Genomic DNA, 20,993 nt, shown 5'->3' on the forward strand with positions numbered 1-20,993 from the left:
GGCGATAGAGCTGGGGTTTCACCGCTTCGGGCGTGACGGACGAGGATACTCGCTCCTTTAGGTCCGGGTTCGAGGAACTCGACGGTCAGATTACGGTCGTCACACCCGTAGTGGGTATCGTCCTCTTTCTCGTCGTCACTCCGCACCGCCCGCGTCGGGAAGAAGTCGTCATCGTCGTCCTTGCCACCGGGCAGGCAGGCCTCCCCGCAGGTGAGTTCGTCGACCACGTCGTCCATGGCGTGGGTCGTCCCCTCGGTTGCGGCTTCGAAGAGGATCTCCGACTGCTCGCCCTGTTGCAGGAAGCCGGCCTCGCTGTTGCTCTGCTTGTTCTGGCAGTTGACGCCCTGTTGTGGGGTGTTTCCCGGTTAGCTGTGGCACCGGGCCGACAAATCTGGAGGAAATCGAGGTGGGGTTCGCGGTCCACGCCAACCGTTCGTCGTGCTGATCAGTCGATCGAACCGGATTAATACGATTACCCCGACGACGATCCGCATGAGAACTGCTATTTCAACCGAAGTACTTCTCCCGATATTCACGGCGTGTTTGCTCGACAGCGTCGAGTGAGGACGACGTCTCTCCGGGGTCGAACGACAAGTTGACTCGGATGAATCCTTCGTCGCCTTCTTCCGAGATCCAGTCGGGGACATCTTAACGGTCGCGAGTGTGGTAGCCCGCTCTGTCGCACTGCTCGGTCCGGATCTCGAACCAGCTCTCGCGTTTTAACGATTCACACGTTACGGAGCCCGTGATCTGAGCGTCGTCGCTCGATATCTCGGTCTCCGTCTGAAACGGCTCCTGAGATAGCTCGACTCGGTCTCGACGAAGTTCGACTTCCGCCGTCGCGTCACTCGTCGAGAGCGTGGCGAGTCGTCCGTACGCTGAGATGGTGTGTGTCATGCGTGACGCTTGCTTCTGGGAACGTTGCGTTCTGGTCGTCTCTGCGATTTCCGCGAATGTCTCGCCCCGGGACGGCGGATGCGCGCTCGTGGTGTGGATACTGTCGCTGGAATTCACCAGTCAGGATTCGAACGCGTCGGGTTCGACGGTGAACTCGAGTGTGAGATAGTACGAACTATGGGGCGGACCCCATAGGTCGATGTCGTTTTTCGTCGTGTCGACGATGTCCAGCGACTTGTCGCCGGGAAGCGTCTGTGCGGACACCCAAAAGGCCCCGAGTCGATTCTGGTACTCTTCGCTCCCTTTCTCCCGGAGGACGAACGAAGCTTCGGTGTTGCCCACTCCGTAGTAGTCCGCACGAAGTTCGACGTTCGATTCCGTCTCTCCGACCGACCGTTCCAGTCCGACCGGCGACTCCGTGAACGTGAGAGCGATTTCGTACTGTGTTCCGATGTCCTTGCCCGCTGTCGGGAGCAACGTCTCGTTGATATCGAGATTGCCGACTCCCGGGGCGCGCCATCCCTTCTCGCGCTCCCGCTCTCTATCGTGGAGGTGCATGATGGCCTCTTCGTTGTCGGAGTGGTGCGCCCACTGCTCGTACCGGCTAACGTCTGCGATCAAACCCGACAGTTCGAGGACTGACATGAGTATAAATGTTCGTAGCGGTGACAAATCTCCTTCGCTCGAACTTAGTCTGGGTCCGCAGTTTCGCCTTCCGAGCTTTTTAGTTCGCCGTCTTCCCCTATCCAGTACACGATGTCTCCGTGGACGTCAGTGTGATACAGGCCAATTCCTCGAGATTTCAATCGCGTGAACAGCGCTGGTTCCATGCTGTAATCGTTGTTGCCGCCGGTGACGACGGCGACACCGGGGTTCACGTCGAGGAGTGCATCACCGTTCGAGCCGGCGCCGCCGTGGTGTGCCAGTTGCAGTAGGCCGGTCTCGTTGAACTCGCGGTCGTCTACAAATTCTTTTCGACAGTACAGTTGTTCGTCGTCAAACCGAAGGAGAGTGGCATCAATCAGAGTCCTCGTCGTCCAGTGCGCCCGGTGAAACGTCGAGTTCCAGCGTCACGTAATTCGATTCGTAGGGTTTGCCAGTCAGCCACTCGTGTTCGTGGTCCGTCTCCATTGGTTGAGTAGTCTGCATTTCCTTCGACAGGTCGACGAAGTCCAGTGATTTCCCGTCTGGTAGGTGATCGAACGCTAGATCCAGAATGCCGTACCACGTTTCGTAATCTGTGGACTCGATCTCTCGGAGCACGAATCCCGCATTAACGCTAGTTGTGCCGCCGTAGTCGGCACGGAAACCCACCTTCGATCGGGTATCTTCGACTGACCAGGGAAGGTCCCGGGCAGACTCTCTTAAGGTGAGTGTTACGTCGTACTGGGTCGTGATGTCCCGGCCTGTTTTCGGGAGTGCCGATTTGACGAGACTCAGTTCGCCGGCCTTCACAAGCCCCTCGCCGGGATTGTGGTACCGAAGATGGAGTATCGCCTCCTCCTCAGAGGGATCGTTCACGGGTTCGAATCGCTCTATTTCGGTCACGAGATCTAACGTGAGAGTGACCATCTGTGGCGTATGGTGTTTACCCAGGTATTAATCGCTGTCCTCGGCTGCATCGACCTCACCATCTGGGCCAATGAGCCGCCCCTCTTCGTCGACGACGAACTTGACGTCATCGCCGACAGTTCTATACAACGGGAATAGTTCAACAGTGGGATCCCTGTTATTTCTGCCACCCGTGTAGACCGCAACGCGGGGGTCAGTGTCGGTGAGGTGTTCACTGTTAGAATCCGCCCCGCCGTGGTGGGCGAGTTGGAGCACGTCCACGTCCCCAAAGTTGTCGCTGAGGTCTTCTTCGACATCTTCGCGGATGTCGGACGACAGCAAGAAGCTGTACTCGTCCTTTGTGATCTTGAGGACGATGGCATTGCAGTCCGGCTTTTCACTACATCCCCCACGGCGCGTGTCTGGTGGATTCAGCACTTCGACTTCGACATCACTCCCCATCTCGATATCGTCGCCTTCATCCAGACCACTACGGTCGATGTCAGTCCCCTCGAGCGCGTCGGTAAGATATTCTTGCTCCTCCGTCTCGCGACCACCATTCTTTGCGATGATGCTGTTGAAATAGATATTCTCGATGGTTATATCGCTTGAAATGAGGCTCTCTTTACTATATGTAGAGAGTTCGTCTAGGATTAGCCCTCCGACGTGATCAGAGTGATTATGTGTAACCACGAGATGGTCAATCTCCTCCACATCTCTCTCCTGGAGTTTCTCGACGACATCGTTCTCTCCACCGTAGTTCCCGGTATCGACGAGCATCGTCTTGTCTTCACACGAGCACTCCTCGCCCGCGTTTCGTCTGATGAGGATAGCCGACCCTCTAACTCCGGGTTCAAGGAACTCGACGGTCAGGTTATGATCGTCACACCCGTCTTCGGTCCCGTAGTCCTCCTCGTCGTCCTCGTCGTCGCGTGCGCTGACGCCGAGGAAGAAGTCGGCGTCGTCGTCATCGTCGTCGCTTCCCGGCAGACACGTCTCGCCGGCCAGGGCCTCGTCGGCGAACGCCTCTGCCCCCTCTTCGAGGAGTTCCATCGCGGCGGCGGTCTTCCCGTTGTGCCGCGCCTCACCGAGGACGTCCGTCGCGGCGTCCTGGTGCCTCAACTGCCCGCTGTCCGTCTGCTTCTTGTTGGGGCAGTTCTCTCCACGCATCGGCGTGTAGCCGGGTCCGACGTGATCCCAGGAAGCCGAACACTCCTCGAGTCTGTGCTTGTACTTGTTCACTCCCGACGGGTACGTCCGGTCGCCCGTGCCCCAGGTGCCCTGCGCCGAGACGGTGAGCCCCGGCATCACCACGACGATGGGGATGTGATTGTCGAAGTTTAACGGGTCGACGCGGCCGGCCTTGCGATCGAGGCCGTTGACTTCCAGGTAGACCGGCTTGGACTCGCGGACGTACGTCATCGGCTTCGTGTTCGACGGGCCGTTGGTACGCGCCGACAGTTCGAAGCGCGCGTACTCGCCTTTGACGTCGACGGACCAGCCGTTGATGGACGCGTACCAGTAGGAGGGCCACGGGACGATCGGGACGCCCGGGTTGGGGACCGGCACGTGGTTTCTGGCCGCCATGGGAGCGTGGACGGTGTTCTCGACGTCCTCGACGGTCTCGTTGGCGGGGCGGACGGCCGGGACGGTCCGGCGCATGACCGGCGCCGTCGTGAGTACCGTGGGGGACGACCGGACCTTGTAGGTAATCTCGTCGTTCAGGCCGGTGTCGATGTTGCCGTGGTTCTCCGGCGTCCCCATGCCGAAGTCCATCTCTTTGCTGAAGACCTCCTCGACGAAACTGACCCCCTCGTCCATGTCGATGCCGCTGTCTCCGAGGCGGTCCTTCGCTTCGTCACGCGACGCCTCGCGGGCGTCGTTCACTTCGTCCATCCAGCGTTTCGTCCGATCGATGTACCGTTCGCGGGCCTCGGACCGGGCCATCTCGGCGGCAGTCCGGTAGTCGTCGGACTGGGTGGGCGGGTCGCCGCCCGGCACGTCCGCCGGTGCGTCGGCGCCCGAGACGGTGCCGTAGATGAGTTCCGGTTTCCTGTCGTCGAGACTGTCTTTGAGCGCGGCGAACGGGTTGTCCTCCCCGACCATGTCCATCCGGCTGACCTGGATCTCGCCGATCTCCAGCACCTCCTCGTGAGTGCTCTCGACGTCGTCCTGGAGCCACTCGACGAGTGCCGCCTGGTCGTCGGGCGCGAGGTCGAGCGTGCCCGTATCCGACGTCTCGATGAGTTCGTCGCGGAGGTCCGACGCGCTCTCGATGTTGCCGCCGGTGATCTGCCCCTGCAACCCGTCCTCGATATCCTCGGCGTCGGTGGGATCGGACGGCTCGTACCCCGTTATCTGCTCCAGCGATTTGGGGGGCAGTTTCCGGAAGTTCGGCTGGTCCATGTCGTCGGGTCCGGTCGGCCCACCGGAGGTGAACTCCGTGCTGGTCCCGATCGCCTCTACGTCGGCGTCCCGGCTGTGTGACCCCGTGATCGAAGCAGTCAGTTCGAACGTGACGGTGCTGGTATCGCTCGACGTTTTGTCGTCGTCCGTCGGGCACTCGTCCTCGTCGTCCCCGTCGTCGTCGATACACTCCCACTCCTCGACTTCCTCGTAGGTCTTCTCGACGACGATGTGGACGTCGTACAGCGGGATCCCCTGCCGGGGGTTCCCTCCCTCCCCGGCGTCGGTGTACTCGACGGAGACGTCGACGGTCTCGAAGCTCGTCCCCGCGTGGTTCAGGGATTCGCCGTCTTTCTCCCAGTGGGGGCCGCTCGCGCCGTCGGGGCGGTCGGCTTCGGGGAACTCGCCGGCGATCCTGTCCGAGTCGACCGACGCCGAGGCGCTGCCGCTGTAGACGTCGTCGATGACGTGTTTGATCAGGTCCCGATCCTCGCCCTCCTGGACGGCGCTGGGGAACTCGTCTTCGGCGTCGAATCCCCCACTGTTCGGGGCCTCTCCGACGTTGTACCCGTCTTTCTCGTCCCACTTTTCCTCCGCGGTGGAGCCCATGTTCGACTCCATCTGGTTGCCCCACTGCTCCTCGACGTAGTCCCAGTCGATCGCTTCGTCTATCGTGTCCTGCTTGCCGGGATAGGCGAACTGGCCGATGTGGACGCTGATCTCGCTACTCGTCGGATTCTTGCCGTTCGCGGGCCCGGCAGACCCGCTTCCGCCGACGAGGTCACCGAGGGAACTCGGCGGATCGCCGCCCGTCGGTCCGAAGAGGAACCCGGCGACGGTGCAGGCCTCTTTCGTGACCCACTCGGCGGCCGACCCGCTGGAGACGAACTTCTTTCCGAACTTGCTGGTGAGACACATCCACTCGGCGCTCATCGCCCGCGTCGCTCGGGGATCCTGCGTGCCGAACTGCTCGCGCTGGATGGCGAAGATGGCGTCGTTGGCCATCACCTCGATTTCCTTGTTCTCGACGATGCTGTGGAACGTTCCAGTGGTGGAGCCACCCGGACATTTGCGGCCACCGCTCTTGTCGTCACCGCCACCACTGCCACCACTGCTACCACCGCCGCCACCGCCACCGCCGCCACCGCCACCGCCGCCACCGCCGCCACCGCCACCGCCGCTGCCGCCATCGCTGCTGCCACTTCCACTACCGCTGTTGCCCCAGTCGCCGGTGCCGAGGTCGGCGACGTACGGCGAGGGCGTCCCGCAGTAGCGTTCGTAGCCCGCTTTCGCCCACGCCAGGGTGTACATTCGGGCGCCGAACTGCGCGCCGAACGACGACCCTTCGGGGTTCGACAGCGTGGAGTCGTCGAGGCGGTCCTCGTAGGTCTCGACCTTCCGGTGGAGGTCGAAGACCGTCGAGGACACGGTGACGGTGATGTCCTGAGTCCGGTCACCCTGGAACTCGCCGTCCCTGTACACTTCGACGGTCAGGTCTTCGATAGTGGCCCTGAGTTCGCCCGTCTCGAGGTCGCTCGTGTCGACCGATTGCTCGAGTGTCACCCGGTCGATGGCCGATTTCAGCGAATCGGCGGAGTAGGCGGCGTCGGGGATCGAAGCGGTGGTCTTCGTCTCCGTCCCGAGTCGCTGGCCGGATCCGGCGAGTTTGCGCTCGGCTTCGAGATAGACCCGCAGTTTGACGTAGCGCTCGAAGATCGTCTCGTGGCCTTCGGTGTCACCTATCGCCTCCCCGATCGGCGTCTCCGCCGTCGCTTTTGCCTTCGTGATCGGTTCCTTCGCCGCCTTCTCGGTTGCCGCTCTGGCGGCGTCGCGTATCGCCGTCTGCGACGCCGAGACGGTTCGGTCGATGGCCATCGAGACCTCGACGTCCGAGTCCTCGTTCGGGCGCGTTCCGATGACGCCGACGACCGTGGCGCTGATGACCACGAGGAAGACCCCCAGGATCGCGAAGGGGATCCGGCCGCGGTCGCCGAGTTCGATACGTGCAGTGTGCGGTCGCTTCCGACTCATGGTTCCCAGGTCTGAACTGTGATCGTGACCGTTCCGGGCGAAACGTCCTGTGCGAGTTGCTCCCCTGACGGGCTTTCGTACGTCGAATCGAGGTCTTCCTTGATGGCCGCAGCGAGGCCCGCCTCGATCCGCCTGTTCGCGCCGTCGGCGTCGGCATACGTCCGGTCGATGTACCGGTTGCCGAGCGGCCCCGGGTAGTCGTAGTCGACGTCCGAGGCGCCGCGGACGTGGGCGTCGTTGTACGCGTTGATCGCTTCCTTCATCTGGAGGTACCGGTGCCGGGCGACGACGGGCTCGAGGCCCTGCTGTTCGAGCGCGAGCTGCGTCTGCTGTGCGGGGAAGTACCCCTCGACCATCGCCTCCGCGACGAGTTCGGCGACTTCGCCGATGCCGCCGGTTTCGTCGGCCCGTCTTATCTCCGCGTCCGACAGCTCCGGAATCCTGATTCCGACCGTCATCGTGGTGGTGCTGACGTCCGCGTCCGTCGGCGGGGCTGGGCCGCCCTCGCAGACGCCACGGAAGTCCGACCCGGGGAAGGGTTCCCAGACGGCGACGACGTGTGCCTCGGTGTCGCTGCCGGTGATCTGGTCTCTGATCGGGCCGTCGAGTTTCTCGGAGAAGTCGGGACCTCGGTCATCGATCCCTTCCTTGGTGAGACGTGTCCCGTCGACTTCGGCGCTGGTGACGGCGGCCTCCGCGAGAAGCTCCGCAGTCGTCCCGTGGACTTGTCTGGTGTAGGTCGCCGGGTCAGTGAACTCGTCGTCGTCGGACCCGCCGTAGCTGAGTTTCTGATCCGTGATGACCCCCGTGAGCCTGTAGTCGGTCGTGATGGTCGTCGCGGAGATGGTTTCGGCGACCTCCTGGGATTCCCGGATGTCGACGCGCTCCTCGTTGGATCGCTCGACGACGTGGTAACTGAGGATGACGACGGCGGCGCTCATCAGGAGGAGAGCGAGCGAAACGTCGACGACGGTGCTGACCGCGCGGTTGTCGGATCTCACAGGTCTCGACCCCCCGTGTCCGGATGGTCGGTCCCGATGTCTGTGAGGATACTGCAGGAGAGAGATGTACGGATGATCCCCCCGTCAGGTCGGGGCGTGGGCTGGTCGCTGTCGGCCGAGTACTCGACCGCGCCGTGTCCGGCGACGGTCGAGGCGTCGTCCCCGCTGGCGCCTGTCTCGTCCATCGCAGCGGTTGCGGCGCCTATCACGGCGGTCGTGGCGTCCGCCACCGCGAGCACGCCGCCCGTCTTTATCTGGGCTCCCGTCGGCGCGAAGCGGACGACTCCCCCAACTGCCACGCCGGAACGCGAAGCCCCCCGAACGACGTCCCTGGCCTCAGCGGGCGCTACCAGACCCATGCCCCGATTGGTCTCGTCCCTGTATTTAAACCTGAACGTGAAGAAATCCGACAAAACTCCGTCGCAGGCGTCGTCTCGGCTGCGCTTCGACTATGGGGTGGCGGTCCAGAAAGACGATCCCGGGCGAGATAGCAGCCGTCTCGCTCGGATCAGCTACCCGGTCCGGAAGGAGAGGTCTAGCGTCGGCGCGGAGTGGGTGAGCGACCCCATCGAGATGACGTCGACCCCGGTGGCCGCGTAGTCGGGGACGGTCTCGACGGTGATCCCGCCGGAGGCCTCAGCCAGTACTTCCCGACCCAGTTCGTCGGCAGCCCCACGCAGCAAGTCCACCGCTTCGGCGGTCGTCTCGGGATCCATGTTGTCCAGCAGGACGATGTCGGCACCGGCCTCGGCGGCCCGCGGCGCGTCGCCGGGCTCCTCGACTTCCACCTCGATCTTCGTCGTGAAGGAGGCGCGCTCGTGGAAGTGTTCGACGGCGCTTTCGAGACCCATCTCGGCGACGTGGTTGTCCTTGACCATCACCATGTGCGAGAGGTCGAGGCGGTGGGTGTCGCCGCCGCCGGCGACGACCGCGCGCTTCTCGATCCCCCGCAGTCCGGGCGTGGTCTTGCGCGTGCCCGCGACGCGAACGTCGTCGCTCTCTGTCCGTGCAGCGTCGACGGCCCGGCGGGTCTTCGTCGCGATGCCCGAGGCGTGACCGGCGACGTTGACCGCGACGCGCTCGCCGCGGAGCACCTCGCGGGCCGGCCCCTCGACTTCCAGCACGGCGTCGCCCGCGTCGATCCGCCCGCCGGCCGTCGCACTGTCGACGACCTCGACGGCCAGATACTCGAAGACGGCGCGGGCGGCTTCCAGACCGGCGACGACGCCCGACTCTTTCGCGACGAGCCGGCCCGTCGTCTCGCCGGGCACGTCGTTGGTCACGTCGTGGTGGCCCACGTCCTCGCGGAGCCACGTCTCGATCTTCGAATCGGGGATCATGTCCGGTCGAACCCCTCAGTCCGCCCTCGTCTTCGCGGGCGTCTCCACGAGGTTGTGCGTCCCGACGGACTCCTCGTTCTCGGCGGCGGCCCGCGCGACGAGCAGCGCCGTCACCGAGGCGTGGCGGAGTTCGTACAGCGAGCGCGAGGTCCGCGTGCGGACGTAGGCGTCGACCTCGCCCTTGAGTCGCCGCAGGACCGCCTGCGCCCGCCCGAGGTCGTCGGGGTGGCGCCGGAGACCGACGTACTCGTCCATCACGCGGCGCAGGCGGACGAACTTCTCGCGGGCGAAGTTGTCGGGGAGCGCCGGGTCGCGGTCCAGCAGTTCGGGTGCCTCGACGACGTCGGGTTCGAATCCGGAGGCGTCCCCGGACGCTTCGGCCGGGGGCTCGTCGAACAATCGTTCGACGGCGTCCTCGCCGGCGCGCAGCCCCCAGACCAGCCCCTCCAGCAGCGACGTGGAGGCCAGCCGGTTGGCGCCGTGGACGCCGGTGCGCGAGCACTCGCCGACGGCGTAGAGCCGGTCGAGCGACGCCCGGCCGTGGGTGTCCACGTCGACGCCGCCGCAGAGGAAGTGCTCCGCGGGGCCGACCGGGATTCCCGACTCCCAGTCGACGCCGCGCTCCTCGCACTTCTCGGCGAGGTCGGGGAACTCGTCGGCGAAGTCCAGCGGCGACACGTCGAGGACGACCTCGTCGGTCGCGTCGCGCTCCTTCTGGACGGCGCGGGCGACCACGTCGCGGGGCGCGAGTTCGGCGTCCTCGTGGTAGTCGGGCATGAACCGCTCGCCCTCGCCGTTGCGGAGGACGGCGCCCTCGCCGCGGACGGCCTCGCTGACGAGGAACGGGCCGTCCTCGGGTTCCTCGCCGCCCGGGTAGACCGTCGGGTGGAACTGCACGTACTCGAGGTCCTCCACGTCGGCGCCGGCGAGCGCGGCCATCGCGATGCCGTCGCCGGTCGAGCCGTCGGGGTTGGTCGAGCGCGGGTACAGGTCGCCGATGCCGCCCGTCGCGAGGATCGTCGCGCCGGCGAACGTCGGCGTAACCTCGCCGTCGTGCTCCAGCAGGGCGCCGTGGACGCGGCCCTCGTGGCTGATCAGTTCGAGCGCGGCGGTGTCGTCGCGGATCTCGACGCCGTCGCGGTCGTCGAGGTGGTTCAGGAACGGAACGTGGATGTGCTTGCCCGTCGAGGCGTCGACGTGGAGGATCCGGGGTTCGTCGTGGGCGGCCTCGCGGCCGAAGTCGAAGTCGCCCTCGACGCCGTCGGCACCGCTCCCGTCGTTGCCCTCGCTTGCGGTGTCGAACTCGACGCCGAGGGTGTCGACCAGCACGTCCGAGACGGCCTCGTTGGCCTCCTCGACGAGCACGTCGACGGCCTCCGGATCCGCCGTGTCGGCGCTGGCTGTCAAGATGTCCTCCTTGAACTGCCCGGGGTCGTCTCGGGAGACGGCGATGCCGCCCTGCGCCCACCACGAGGAGGCGCCCTCGGGACGGGTCGCCTTCGTCGCGACGGTCACGTCGGCGCCGTCCCGCGCCGCGCCGAGCGCCGCAGCCAGGCCCGCGATGCCCGATCCGACGACGAGTACGTCCGTCGTCCGGTAGTCGTCGTAGTCCTCCAGTTCGCCGGCGCTCGCGTCGCCGCTGTCGTCTGTCTCGCTCATGGTCAGATCTCCAGCATGCGGTCGAGGGCGACCTGCGCGAGTTCCTTCTCCTCGGGGTCGACCTCGATGACGTTGCGCTCGCGGCCCTCGACCAGTTCCTCCAGCACCCACGCCAGGTAGTTCGGGTCGATCTGGCGCATGGCGTTGCAGTCCATGCAGGCGTCGCCGCACAGCGGCAACACCTCGACCTCGGGGTGCCAGCGGTCGAGGTGCTTCGCGAGGTGGATCTCCGTGCCGATGGCCCACGCCTCGCCGGGGTCGGCGTTCTCGACCGTCTCGCAGATGGTCGAGGTCGATCCGACCACGTCGGCCGCTTCGACGACCTCGCGGCGGCACTCGGGGTGGACGACGACGTTCGCGTCGGGGCGGCGCTCGCGGAGGTCCTCGATGTGGGACTCGCTGAAGCGCTCGTGGACCTGGCAGTAGCCGTCCCAGAGCACGATGTCGTTCTGGACGACCTCCTCCGCGTCCTTGCCCTCGGGGTCCCACGGGTCCCACTCGGCGATCTGGTCCTCCATGCCCAGCCGGTGGGCCGTGTTCTCGCCGAGGTGCTTGTCCGGGAGGAAGAGCACCTTGTCGCCCTTCTCGAAGGCGTACTCGAAGGCCTTGTGGGCGTTCGAGGAGGTGCAGACCAGTCCGCCCTGCTCGGCGCAGAAGGCCTTCAGGTCAGCGTAGGAGTTCATGTAGGTGATCGGGATGATCTCCTCGTCGGGCGCGGCGCCGGTGATCTCGGCCCACGCGGCGTCGACTTGCAGCGCCTCGGCCATCCCGGCCATGGGACACGACGCCTCCATGCTCGGGAGGATCACCTGCTGGTCGTCGTCGGTGATGATGTCCGCCGACTCGGCCATGAACGTCACGCCGCCGAAGATCACGTACTCGGCGTCGGCGTTGGCGGCCTCCTTGCTGAGCTGGTAGGAGTCGCCCACGAAGTCGGCGTGCTCGACGATCTCCCGGCGCTGGTAGTTGTGGCCGAGGATCACCACGTCGTCGCCCAGCTCGTCGAGGGCGGCCTCGATGCGTTCGGTGCGTTCGGCCTCGTCGAGGTCGCGGTAGGCCGGCGGCAGCTGTTCCAGATTGTCGTATTTGAAGAGACTGAGGTCAGTCTCGAACTGCGCTGTTTCCATTTCCGGCACGTGTGGTCACTTGGGTTAGCTGATTCTATGGACCACCGTATTGAAAAAATTTTGCCTTCAATCAATCCGACCGGTGGACAGTAGGGTGGTAGTATCCCTTTCCGACCACCGATCGGAATCAATACCCGGGATTGTCTAGTCATGGTATATGCTACCATCCGAAGATATCTGGCGAGAATAGCCGATCGCGGGGAGAGAAAACCGTGCGTTAGACGATTTGCTCGCCGTCGTCGTCGTAGACTTCGATGGCGTCGACGGGGCAGGCGCGGGCGGCGAACTTCGCGTCGAGTTCCGCGCCGTCGGGGACCTCACGGACGAAGATATCCTCCTCTCGTTCCTCACTGTCTGTGAGAATCGCCTTGCCTGCATCGCTGTCCCGTTCGAAGGCGTCCCACTCGGCGACGCACTGGAACATCCCGATGCAGGTGTCGCGGTCGTATTCGATGCGCATAGGGGCGCTTGGCCGGTCGCGAACTAAGTTCTGCTGGCTGAGGACGGCCGAACGGACCGTACCGGGACGCGCAGAGGAACAATCCGGGTAAAAGTAGTGGTAACCGAAAGATCAATACCGACCGCGTCCGTAGTTCTATAGAATGGGTGCCGGTTCGATCGATCTCCGCGACAATCAGCGGAAGACGCTGACAGTACTGGTAAACGAGTATCAACAGCAGGAATCGCCGGTGAAGGCCGAGACGCTCGCCGAGCGGCTGAACCGCGACACCGGGACGATCCGGAACAAGATGCCACAGCTCAAGTCCCTCGGGCTTGTCGAGGGCGTCCCCGGTCCTCGCGGCGGCTACGAGCCGACCGACCGCGCGTTCGCGTTGCTCGACCGCGACCCGGAGGCCGACCGGGAACCCGTCACGGTCACGCAGGAGTTCGACCGCGTCGACGCGACCGTCGAGAACATCTCGTTCACGAACGTGAACCACCCGTCGGTCTGCAGGGCGTGGATCGACTTCCAGACGCCGCTGCCCGACCTCTCCGTCGGCGACCCGATCATCGTCGGTCCGACGGCGAAGAGGGACCTCGTCGTCGCCGGCGAGGTCCACAGCACGAACGATACGGGCAACCGAGTCTCGCTCAGCGTGAGCCACATGGAAGCGCCGCTCAGCGAGGACTGACCCCCGGAGACGAAAGGACGGGTCGAATTCGACCTCGATCGTGACTGATCGTCGTACCGGAGGTAGTCCGGAGTAGTTATCTCGACGAAGTGCTCCGTTGTGGCGGTTTTACTGTGACACAGACCAGTTCTGGAGACGACTGATCGCAGGACCATACTGGCTGAATCCCCTGATCAGTGTAGATTCGTCTTGAACGCATCGCTCCTTCCGAGCTGTTTGTTCTACATACGTTCCTGTTTAGATACTATCAACAGATATTATATCTCAGATACACTCATCGGAAATAATGCAGCGCCGCACGCTTCTCGGATTAGCCGCTAGCGCCGGGGTCCTCGGCGTCTTCGGGGCCACAGTCGGGGACCCTGGCCAGCCTGCTGCTCCACCAGCCAAGCGCGCCGAGGAGCCAATCCTTCCAACGGGACAACGGGATACCCCCGTTGTAGCCACCGATACGACGACGGTCGGGACAGAAACGTACGGGACCGTTCTACAAGATGCATCGGTACTCGATCTCAAACCGACGGAACGGTACGCTCTTGTCACCAGATATCGGCTCATTCCAGGATCGAATTACCAAGCGGGGAACGGATGGAAGATTACCTCGCTGACGGTCGAACACGACTGGCGCTCAGGTTCGCTCGTCTCGCACTCTGGAGACGTTGTTCCAGTTGACGATGACGACGGAGACTCGTACCTCTACTTAGGCACCGACCAATCGACGAGGCGGTACCAGTGGAATTTGACGTTTGGCACAGCAACAGGGGACTCCTCCACCATTCGCTTCGCTTCTGTCATAGATCTTGAGGCGACCCCCGAAACAGCCGATACTCTCGTCGATGCTATGTTCGGCGCGGGCTTCACGAAAGGATTCCTTCGGGCCTCGGAACAAGACCGTGCGACGGCACGAGTAGCACTACAGGGAAAGACCGAGTAGAACGAAAGTCGCCTATACGATAGCGTAGAATAAAATACGCAATTACTACCGACCCTTCTCTACTATTGCGTTTGGATGGTCAAATTGACATTTGGGGCGCCCCATCTCAAGTGAGGGGTATCTCTTCTGTATTAAGCATCCGCGTGCCGTAGGCGCGCGGTACTCCGCTCGCGCAGAGGGCGACTGGCCTTTTTCACCCGTGTTTTTCCGCCTGGGTTCCCCGCAGCGCCCTTCGGGCGCGAGGAAACCCCGTCCGCAAAAAGATGGTCCGACAGTTTAAATCACGGAGCGCACTACCACGCTCGTAATGGACGTCGCGGACATCCCGGGGGTGCCCGACTGGCTGCCCGAGCACCTGCAGGCCGACGGCATCGAGTCGCTGTACCCACCGCAGGCCGAGGCGGTCGACGCCGGCGTGACGCAGGGCGAGAACCTCGTCGCCAGCGTCCCCACGGCCAGCGGCAAGACGCTCGTCGCCACGCTCGCCATGCTCGCGAGCGTCGAGCGCGGGGGGAAGGCGCTCTATATCGTGCCCCTCCGCGCGCTCGCCAGCGAGAAGCGCGAGGAGTTCGAACAGTTCGAGCAGTACGGGCTGGAGGTAGGCGTTTCCACGGGCAATTACGAGTCCGAAGGGGGCTGGCTCGCCACGAAGGACATCGTCGTCGCCACCAGCGAGAAGGTCGACTCGCTGGTCAGGAACGACGCGCCGTGGCTCGACGATCTGACCTGCGTCGTCTCCGACGAGGTCCACCTCGTCGACGACCCGAACCGCGGCCCGACCCTCGAAGTCACGCTGGCGAAGCTCCGCCAGCTCAACCCCGACCTGCAGACCGTCGCGCTCTCGGCGACCATCGGCAACGCCGAGGCACTGGCCGAGTGGCTCGACGCCGCGCTCGTGGACTCCGACTGGCGCCCCATCGAACTGAAGAAGGGCGTCCACTACGGGCAGGCGCTGCACCTCGAAGACGGGAGCCAGAGCGAACTCTCGGTCCGGAACTCGGAGAAGCCGACCGCTGCGATCGTTCGCGACACGCTCGAAGACGACGGGTCGACGCTCGTGTTCGTCAACTCCCGCAGGAACGCCGAGGCCGCCGCGGGGCGGCTCGCTTCAACCGTCGAACCGCACCTCACGCCCGAGGAGGAGGAACAACTGGCCGAGGTGGCCGACGAGATCCGCGACGTGAGCGACACCGACACGAGCGACGACCTCGCCGACGCCGTCGAGGGCGGCGCTGCCTTCCACCACGCCGGGCTCGCCAGCGGACATCGCTCGCTCGTCGAGGACGCGTTCCGGGACCGACTCGTCAAGGTCGTCTCCGCCACGCCGACCCTCGCCGCCGGGGTCAACACACCCTCGCGGCGCGTCGTCGTCCGCGACTGGCGGCGCTACGACGGCACCGCCGGTGGGATGCAGCCGCTCTCGGTGCTGGAAGTCCACCAGATGATGGGCCGCGCGGGCCGTCCCGGTCTCGACCCCTACGGCGAGGCACTCTTGATCGCCAGCAGCCACGACGAACTCGACGAACTGTTCGAGCGGTATGTCTGGGCCGACCCCGAGCCCGTCGAGTCGAAACTCGCCGCCGAGCCCGCGCTGCGGACGCACATCCTCGCCACCGTCGCTTCGGGGTTCGCCAACTCCCGCGAGGGGCTGCTGGAGTTCCTCGAACAGACGCTGTACGCCTCCCAGACGACCGAGCGCGGGCGGCTGGAGCGGGTGATGGACGACATGATCGAGTACCTCGAACGGAACGAGTTCCTCGAACGAGAGGACGACGGCGGGCTGACGGCGACCTCGCTGGGCCACACCGTCTCGCGGCTCTACCTCGACCCGATGAGCGCCGCGGAAATCATCGACGGCCTGCGGGCGTGGAAGCGCGGCGACGGTCGGGCGCGCTCGGACGACGGAAGCGGTGCGATGCGAGCGCCAGACGCCGGCGCCGACCCCGACGCGGAACCGCCGGGCTTCACGACTGCGGGCGAACTCGCGGACGAAGGGGAGTCCGACGACGCCGAGCGGCCGGATCCGACCGCGATGGGTCTCTATCACCTCGTCGCGCGGACGCCGGACATGTACGAGCTCTACCTGCGCTCGGGCGACGAGGAGGAGTACCAGATGCTCGCCTTCGAGCGCGAAGACGAGTTCCTCGGGTCGATGCCAAGCGAGTTCGACCCCGCCTTCGAGGACTGGCTGTCGGCGCTGAAGACCGCCCGCCTGCTCGAAGACTGGGCCAGCGAGGTCGACGAGGACGAGATCACCGACCGCTACGCCGTCGGCCCCGGCGACGTGCGCGGCAAGGTCGAGACCGCCCAGTGGCTGCTCGGCGCCGCCGAGTCGCTGGCGGGCGAACTCGGCCTCGGCCTCGCCCCGGCCGTCCGCGAGGCGCGCGTTCGCGCCGAACACGGCGTCCGCGAGGAGCTGACTGACCTCGCCGGCGTCCGTGGCGTCGGCCGCAAGCGCGCCCGCCGGCTGTATCAGGCGGGCATCGAGGACCGCGCCGACCTGCGCGAGGCCGACAAGTCGGTCGTCCTCGGCGCGCTCCGCGGCCGCGAGCGCACCGCCGAGACCGTCCTGGAGAACGCGGGCCACCGCGACCCCTCGATGGACGGCGTCGACCCCGACGCGAGCGCCCGACCGGACGAGGACAGCGCGGCTGGCGGCAGTGGTGGTCCCGCCGACGCCACAGCGTCCGACGACGAGGAAGACCAGTCGAGTCTGGGTGACTTCTGATGCGCTGGGGTGAGCACTGATGGAGCTCGTCGAGGCCGTCGCGACGGTCGCGGACCTGGACGGGTTCGTCGCGCGGCTCGGCGAAATCGGCGACGAGCACGGCGTCACCGTCCAGGCGTTCGACGCGCAGTACGTGGTCGACCGCGCGCACCTGGAGCGGGCGGTCGAACTCGCCGACCGGGCCATCGACCGCGGCGAGAACGTCGCCCGCGACCGCGCGGTCGAGATCCTGCTGTACGCCGCCGGGACGCGACAGATCGACCGCGCGCTCGAACTCGGCGTCAGCGAGGGGGAGTGCCCGGCGGTCGTCCTCGTGGACGCACCCGACGCCGAAGCCGCCGAGGCGACCGCTGGCCGGGAACGGCGAGCCGCGGAGGCCGTCCGAGCGATCGACGGCTCCGCGACGCTCGAACCGGCGGCGACGCTCGGCGAGTACGACCCCGAGCGGGTCCGCGAGTTCTTCGCGGTCGGCGACGCGGAACTCGATGCCGTCGACGGGACCCTCGCCGACGTAGTCCGCGAGCGCGTCGCACTGCTCGACGTCGAGAAGTGACCGAGGGCGGTCCGTTCTAAACGGCGTATGGAAATACCGGTAGCGGGCCGCTGCTATAGCCACCGTTCCCGTTCGGGTTGCCGCCTTCTCGCACCGTGGGAACCACCGCCAATAGTTTCTGCCAGCGCGTCGCATCGACACGTATGTACGACGACATCCTCGTGCCGACGGACGGGAGCGCGGGCGCTCGCAGAGCGCTGGAAGAGGCGATCGAGCTAGCGGCGCAGTTCGACGCGACGGTCCACTCGCTGTACGTCGTCGACGTGGCGGCGTTCAGTTCGGAGGCCGGCGCCGTCGACATCGTCGAGTCCTTCGAGCAGATGGGCGAGAACTCGGTCGACAGCGCCGTCGAGCGGGCCCGCGAAGCGGGCGTCGACGCCACGGGCACCGTCGTGACCGGGACGCCCCACCGGTCGATCCTCGACTACATCGACGACAACGCGGTCGACCTCGTCGTGATGGGGACCCACGGCCGGACCGGTCTGGAGCGGTATCTCCTCGGGAGCGTCACCGAGAAGGTCGTCAGAACGGCTGACGTTCCAGTCTTGACGGTCCGGGCCGAGCCCGAACCCGAGGAGTAGCGCTCAGACCGAGGAGTAAGGTTCAGGGCCGAGCGTGCCAAACGTTCACACATGAGATTCGCAGTGGCAGTCGACGGTTCGGTCGAGAGCGACCGCGCGTTCGACCACGCCGTCGAGCTGGCGACCGCCGCTGGGGCGGCGCTGACCGCCGTCCACTCCGTCGACCCGGACGTGTACGACCGCGGAGGCGGTGAATCGCCGAACGGGGGTGCGGACTACGCGGACCGGCTCATCGTCGAGAGCGTCAGCGACGCCGAGGAGCGGGGGGAGCGCCTCCTCGAAGAGGCCATCGAGCGGGCCGCGGATTCGGGGCTGGACGTCGACAGCGAGTTGCTCTACGGCGACCCCGTCGAGACCGTCCCCGACTTCGCGACGACCGAGGGCTACGACGGCATCTTCGTCGGGCATCGCGGGCTCTCGGACGCACAGGAGCGCGTACTCGGCAGCGTCGCCAAGGAGGTCGTCGAACGCTCGTCGGTCCCGGTGACGGTCGTTCGCTGAACGCGGCGCAACGGTCAGGCGTCCGCGCTCCCCTCGGACTCTCGGGGGGCCGTGAGTTCACCGTGTTCGTCGATCTCGCCGCCGACGAGTCGGGTCGAAGAGATCCGTTCACCGTCGTCGGCTCGGACGTACGGCACGACGAACCCCTCCATCGGATCGAGGCCGCGACGGGCACGCTCGTCGTTGATGTCGGCGAGTTCGTGGGCCGTCTCGGGCGAGACGACCAGCGCGTCGAGCGACGGGTCCGTCGACGCGATGCCGTGCTCGTCGTGGAGTTCCCTGATCTCGACGTCGCGACCCCACTCGTCGAGCGCCTCGATCTCCTCGCGGACCCGCTCGCGGCGGTCGGCGAAGTCGGGGACCGGTCGCTCGCGCTTTCCGCGGGCGAACTCGTCGCTGGTGAGCGCGACGAGGACTCCCTCGTCGCCGCGTTCGAGGGCTTTCCTGAACAGGGCGCGGTGTCCGTCGTGGACGGGGCCGAAGGTGCCGGCGACTGCGACGCGCATACGTACCCGTGGAGTCCACGGGAGAAGTGTCTCACGGCCAGCGGAGTGAGGGGACGGCGTCTCGCCATCCGGCCGCGGTCTCGTGGTCGGCGATCAGCGGCCGACGATGGCCTCGGACCCGACGACGAAGTCTGCTACCCGTTCGAGTTCACGGCGGACGCGCCCCGGTCGCCGCCGACCGGCGAGGACGACCGCGTCGGCGTCGATCTCCACGGCGTAGGCCGGCACCTCCTCGTTCGGGCGGCCGTGGCACCGGCGCGTGCGCACGGTGACGCCGCGCTCGCGACCGCGGACGTCGACGGTCCGCAGCAGGTCGTGGCCCGCGTCCTCGGCCTCGTCGATCAGGACTTCGCCGCTGCTCAGCGCCGGTTCCCCGTACCGGCTCGTGTCGACGACGTACAGCGCGTGGACGATGCCGCCGCTGCGTTCGGCCCACTCGAGCGCGCGGTCGATCGCCGCCTCGGTCGATCCGTCCCCGTCCGCCGTGCTCTCGTCCAGCGAGAGCAGGATCCTGTCGGTCATGGTCCCCGTTCGGACCGAGACGGATCGGCGGTAAATAGGTGCGCGACGGTTCGCAGGGCCGCGCTGGCGGTAGCCCTCGGCATACGTCGGGAGTAGGCTTAACCTGTCCACTCGACTAGTCCGTCTATGGCGACGCTCGACGACCCCGTCTCCGTCGGCGGGGTCGACCTCCCCAACCGCCTCTACCGGGCGCCGCTGCTCGAATGTGCGGGCAACGGCCCCGACGCCGTCGACACCTTCGCTTCGGAACTCGAACCGACCGCCGCGTCGGGCGTCGGGTTGATCTTCCAGGGGGCCAGTATCGTCACCGCCGAGAGCGGCTGTGCGGCGCCGAACATGACCCGCTTTCACGACCCTGAGTTCGTCGCCCGGTGCTCGCGGCTGACCGACGCCGTCCACGACCACGGCGGCCGCATCTTCGTCCAGCTGGCCCACGGCGGCCTCCGGAGTCTGGCCGTCTGGCACGCCGGCCACCGCGCCCGGAACCCGGACCACGAGGAACTGGCCGTCTCGCGTCCTCCACCGCAACTGCGACTCCTCGACTGGCTGGGACTGGTTGATTTCGAGCCCCACGTGATGTCCACCGGCGAAGTTTACGAGTTAGCCGAGCGATTCGGGGAGGCGGCGGGCTACGCCGTCGAGGCCGGCTACGATGGGATCCACATTTCGGGGGCGAACATGGGAATCGTCCAGCAGTTCCTCTCGCCGTTCTACAACCGCCGCGACGACGAGTTCGGCGACGGCCCCGGGGACCCGCCGGGTCTCGGCGGCGTGCGGTTTCTAGAAGCGGTCCACGACAGCGTTCGTGAGCACGCCGGCAACGTCCCGCTGGCGACGAAGGTGCCCGCCGAGACGGCCGCACCGCGGTTCGTCCGCCGGCACCTCTCGCGCGACGACGCCGTCGGGATCTGCGAACGCGTGGCCGACATCGGCTATGACGCCGTGGTCCCCGTGGAGGTCTCGACGTTCTGGGACATGAGCGTCGTCCGTGGGGCCTACCCCGACCGCGCGTGGGAGGCCGCTGACCTCCAGTCGGGGTACGCCGAGGCATTCGGTGGGCCGCTCAGAGCGAAGGCCGTGGCGACGCTCAATCGCCTCCAGAGCCGCCGGTTCCCGCGCGAACCGGGCTGGAACGCCGACCTCTGCCGGCGGGTCCGCCGACGGGTCGACGTGCCCGTGCTCTGTGAGGGCGGCGTCCGGGAGCGGGAGACGTGCGACGAACTGCTGGGCGCGTCCGGCCGTGAGCCGGCCTGTGACCTCGTGGGGATGGGTCGCCCGTTCTACGCAGAGCCCCGACTGGGCGCGCGACTGCTGGATGGGGCCGGCCAGCGCGACGCGGCGGCGCTCTGTGCCAGTTGTAACAACTGTACGGTCCCGCAGGTGACTGGTGCGCCGGGGACCTGTCGGACGCCCTCGGTCGTCCGCGAGCGCGCTCGGCTCGACGGAGAAGGCGTCTACGAGCGGCAGGAACGAGAGGGGCGCTGAGAGCGGCTAGCGGGAACTCTCAGCGGCTAGAAGAATGC

Annotated in this window: 19 protein-coding genes; 8 read left to right on the top strand and 11 right to left on the bottom strand. The window is 66.0% G+C overall.

Annotated elements, in window-relative coordinates:
• The first annotated feature begins 32 nt into the window (after positions 1-32).
• The gene (locus AB2U09_RS18975; protein ID WP_459194312.1) at positions 33-467 is read left to right on the top strand and encodes a hypothetical protein; all 435 of its coding nucleotides are present in this window, start codon (positions 33-35) and stop codon (positions 465-467) included.
• A 550-nt stretch (positions 468-1,017) separates the two neighbouring features.
• Here the strand turns inward: AB2U09_RS18975 and AB2U09_RS18980 are convergent.
• The 9 genes from AB2U09_RS18980 to AB2U09_RS19020 form a co-directional block, all read right to left on the bottom strand.
• The gene (locus AB2U09_RS18980; protein WP_459194313.1) at positions 1,018-1,542 is read right to left on the bottom strand and encodes a hypothetical protein; all 525 of its coding nucleotides are present in this window, start codon (positions 1,540-1,542) and stop codon (positions 1,018-1,020) included.
• 372 nt (positions 1,543-1,914) lie between these two features.
• Positions 1,915-2,469: a hypothetical protein gene (locus AB2U09_RS18985; protein ID WP_459194314.1), complete on the bottom strand. Its 555-nt coding sequence runs from the start codon at positions 2,467-2,469 to the stop codon at positions 1,915-1,917.
• Between the two features lie 27 nt (positions 2,470-2,496).
• The gene (locus AB2U09_RS18990; protein ID WP_459194315.1) at positions 2,497-6,885 is read right to left on the bottom strand and encodes a ComEC/Rec2 family competence protein; all 4,389 of its coding nucleotides are present in this window, start codon (positions 6,883-6,885) and stop codon (positions 2,497-2,499) included.
• A complete protein-coding gene (locus AB2U09_RS18995; RefSeq protein WP_459194316.1) occupies positions 6,882-7,886 on the bottom strand; it encodes a DUF7284 family protein in 1,005 nt (334 codons plus the stop codon). The genes AB2U09_RS18990 and AB2U09_RS18995 overlap by 4 nt, the downstream gene beginning before the upstream one ends.
• On the bottom strand, positions 7,883-8,245 hold the full coding sequence (locus AB2U09_RS19000) for a hypothetical protein (protein ID WP_459194317.1): 363 nt from the start codon (positions 8,243-8,245) through the stop codon (positions 7,883-7,885). Before AB2U09_RS19000 ends, AB2U09_RS18995 begins: the two co-directional genes overlap by 4 nt.
• Positions 8,246-8,398: 153 nt before the next feature.
• Positions 8,399-9,226 carry a carboxylating nicotinate-nucleotide diphosphorylase gene (gene nadC / locus AB2U09_RS19005; protein ID WP_459194318.1) on the bottom strand — a complete coding sequence of 276 codons (828 nt, stop codon included), beginning with the start codon at positions 9,224-9,226 and terminating at the stop codon, positions 8,399-8,401.
• A 15-nt stretch (positions 9,227-9,241) separates the two neighbouring features.
• Complete coding sequence (locus AB2U09_RS19010; RefSeq protein ID WP_459194319.1) at positions 9,242-10,885, bottom strand: L-aspartate oxidase; 1,644 nt, start codon at positions 10,883-10,885, stop codon at positions 9,242-9,244.
• A 2-nt stretch (positions 10,886-10,887) separates the two neighbouring features.
• Positions 10,888-12,021, bottom strand: a complete 1,134-nt coding sequence (gene nadA / locus AB2U09_RS19015; protein ID WP_459194320.1) for a quinolinate synthase NadA — start codon at positions 12,019-12,021, stop codon at positions 10,888-10,890.
• A gap of 208 nt (positions 12,022-12,229) precedes the next feature.
• A complete protein-coding gene (locus AB2U09_RS19020; RefSeq protein WP_459194321.1) occupies positions 12,230-12,472 on the bottom strand; it encodes a ferredoxin in 243 nt (80 codons plus the stop codon).
• Between the two features lie 142 nt (positions 12,473-12,614).
• Here AB2U09_RS19020 and AB2U09_RS19025 point away from each other — a divergent pair, with 142 nt between their 5' ends.
• The 6 genes from AB2U09_RS19025 to AB2U09_RS19050 all read left to right on the top strand — a co-directional run bounded on the left by AB2U09_RS19025 (position 12,615) and on the right by AB2U09_RS19050 (position 18,442).
• Positions 12,615-13,145: an HTH domain-containing protein gene (locus AB2U09_RS19025; RefSeq protein WP_459194322.1), complete on the top strand. Its 531-nt coding sequence runs from the start codon at positions 12,615-12,617 to the stop codon at positions 13,143-13,145.
• Positions 13,146-13,431: 286 nt separating this feature from the next.
• Entirely contained in the window at positions 13,432-14,079 is a 648-nt protein-coding gene (locus AB2U09_RS19030; RefSeq protein ID WP_459194323.1) for a hypothetical protein, read from the top strand.
• 307 nt (positions 14,080-14,386) lie between these two features.
• The gene (locus AB2U09_RS19035) at positions 14,387-16,807 is read left to right on the top strand and encodes an ATP-dependent DNA helicase (protein ID WP_459194324.1); all 2,421 of its coding nucleotides are present in this window, start codon (positions 14,387-14,389) and stop codon (positions 16,805-16,807) included.
• Positions 16,808-16,826: 19 nt separating this feature from the next.
• A complete protein-coding gene (gene cgi121, locus AB2U09_RS19040) occupies positions 16,827-17,360 on the top strand; it encodes a KEOPS complex subunit Cgi121 (protein ID WP_459194325.1) in 534 nt (177 codons plus the stop codon).
• 143 nt (positions 17,361-17,503) lie between these two features.
• Positions 17,504-17,941 (top strand): universal stress protein, encoded by a 438-nt coding sequence (locus AB2U09_RS19045; protein ID WP_459194326.1) that lies wholly within the window; start codon positions 17,504-17,506, stop codon positions 17,939-17,941.
• Positions 17,942-17,992: 51 nt separating this feature from the next.
• On the top strand, positions 17,993-18,442 hold the full coding sequence (locus AB2U09_RS19050) for a universal stress protein (RefSeq protein WP_459194327.1): 450 nt from the start codon (positions 17,993-17,995) through the stop codon (positions 18,440-18,442).
• Positions 18,443-18,456: 14 nt separating this feature from the next.
• Here the strand turns inward: AB2U09_RS19050 and AB2U09_RS19055 are convergent, their stop codons facing one another.
• Together AB2U09_RS19055 and AB2U09_RS19060 are read right to left on the bottom strand one after the other, a co-directional pair.
• Positions 18,457-18,948, bottom strand: a complete 492-nt coding sequence (locus AB2U09_RS19055) for a phosphopantetheine adenylyltransferase (protein ID WP_459194328.1) — start codon at positions 18,946-18,948, stop codon at positions 18,457-18,459.
• 93 nt (positions 18,949-19,041) lie between these two features.
• The gene (locus AB2U09_RS19060; protein ID WP_459194329.1) at positions 19,042-19,470 is read right to left on the bottom strand and encodes a universal stress protein; all 429 of its coding nucleotides are present in this window, start codon (positions 19,468-19,470) and stop codon (positions 19,042-19,044) included.
• Positions 19,471-19,596: 126 nt separating this feature from the next.
• Here AB2U09_RS19060 and AB2U09_RS19065 point away from each other — a divergent pair, with 126 nt between their 5' ends.
• A complete protein-coding gene (locus tag AB2U09_RS19065) occupies positions 19,597-20,955 on the top strand; it encodes an oxidoreductase (protein WP_459194330.1) in 1,359 nt (452 codons plus the stop codon).
• The last annotated feature ends 38 nt before the right edge of the window (positions 20,956-20,993 follow it).

The organism is Halosimplex yunnanense (genome assembly GCF_054504345.1).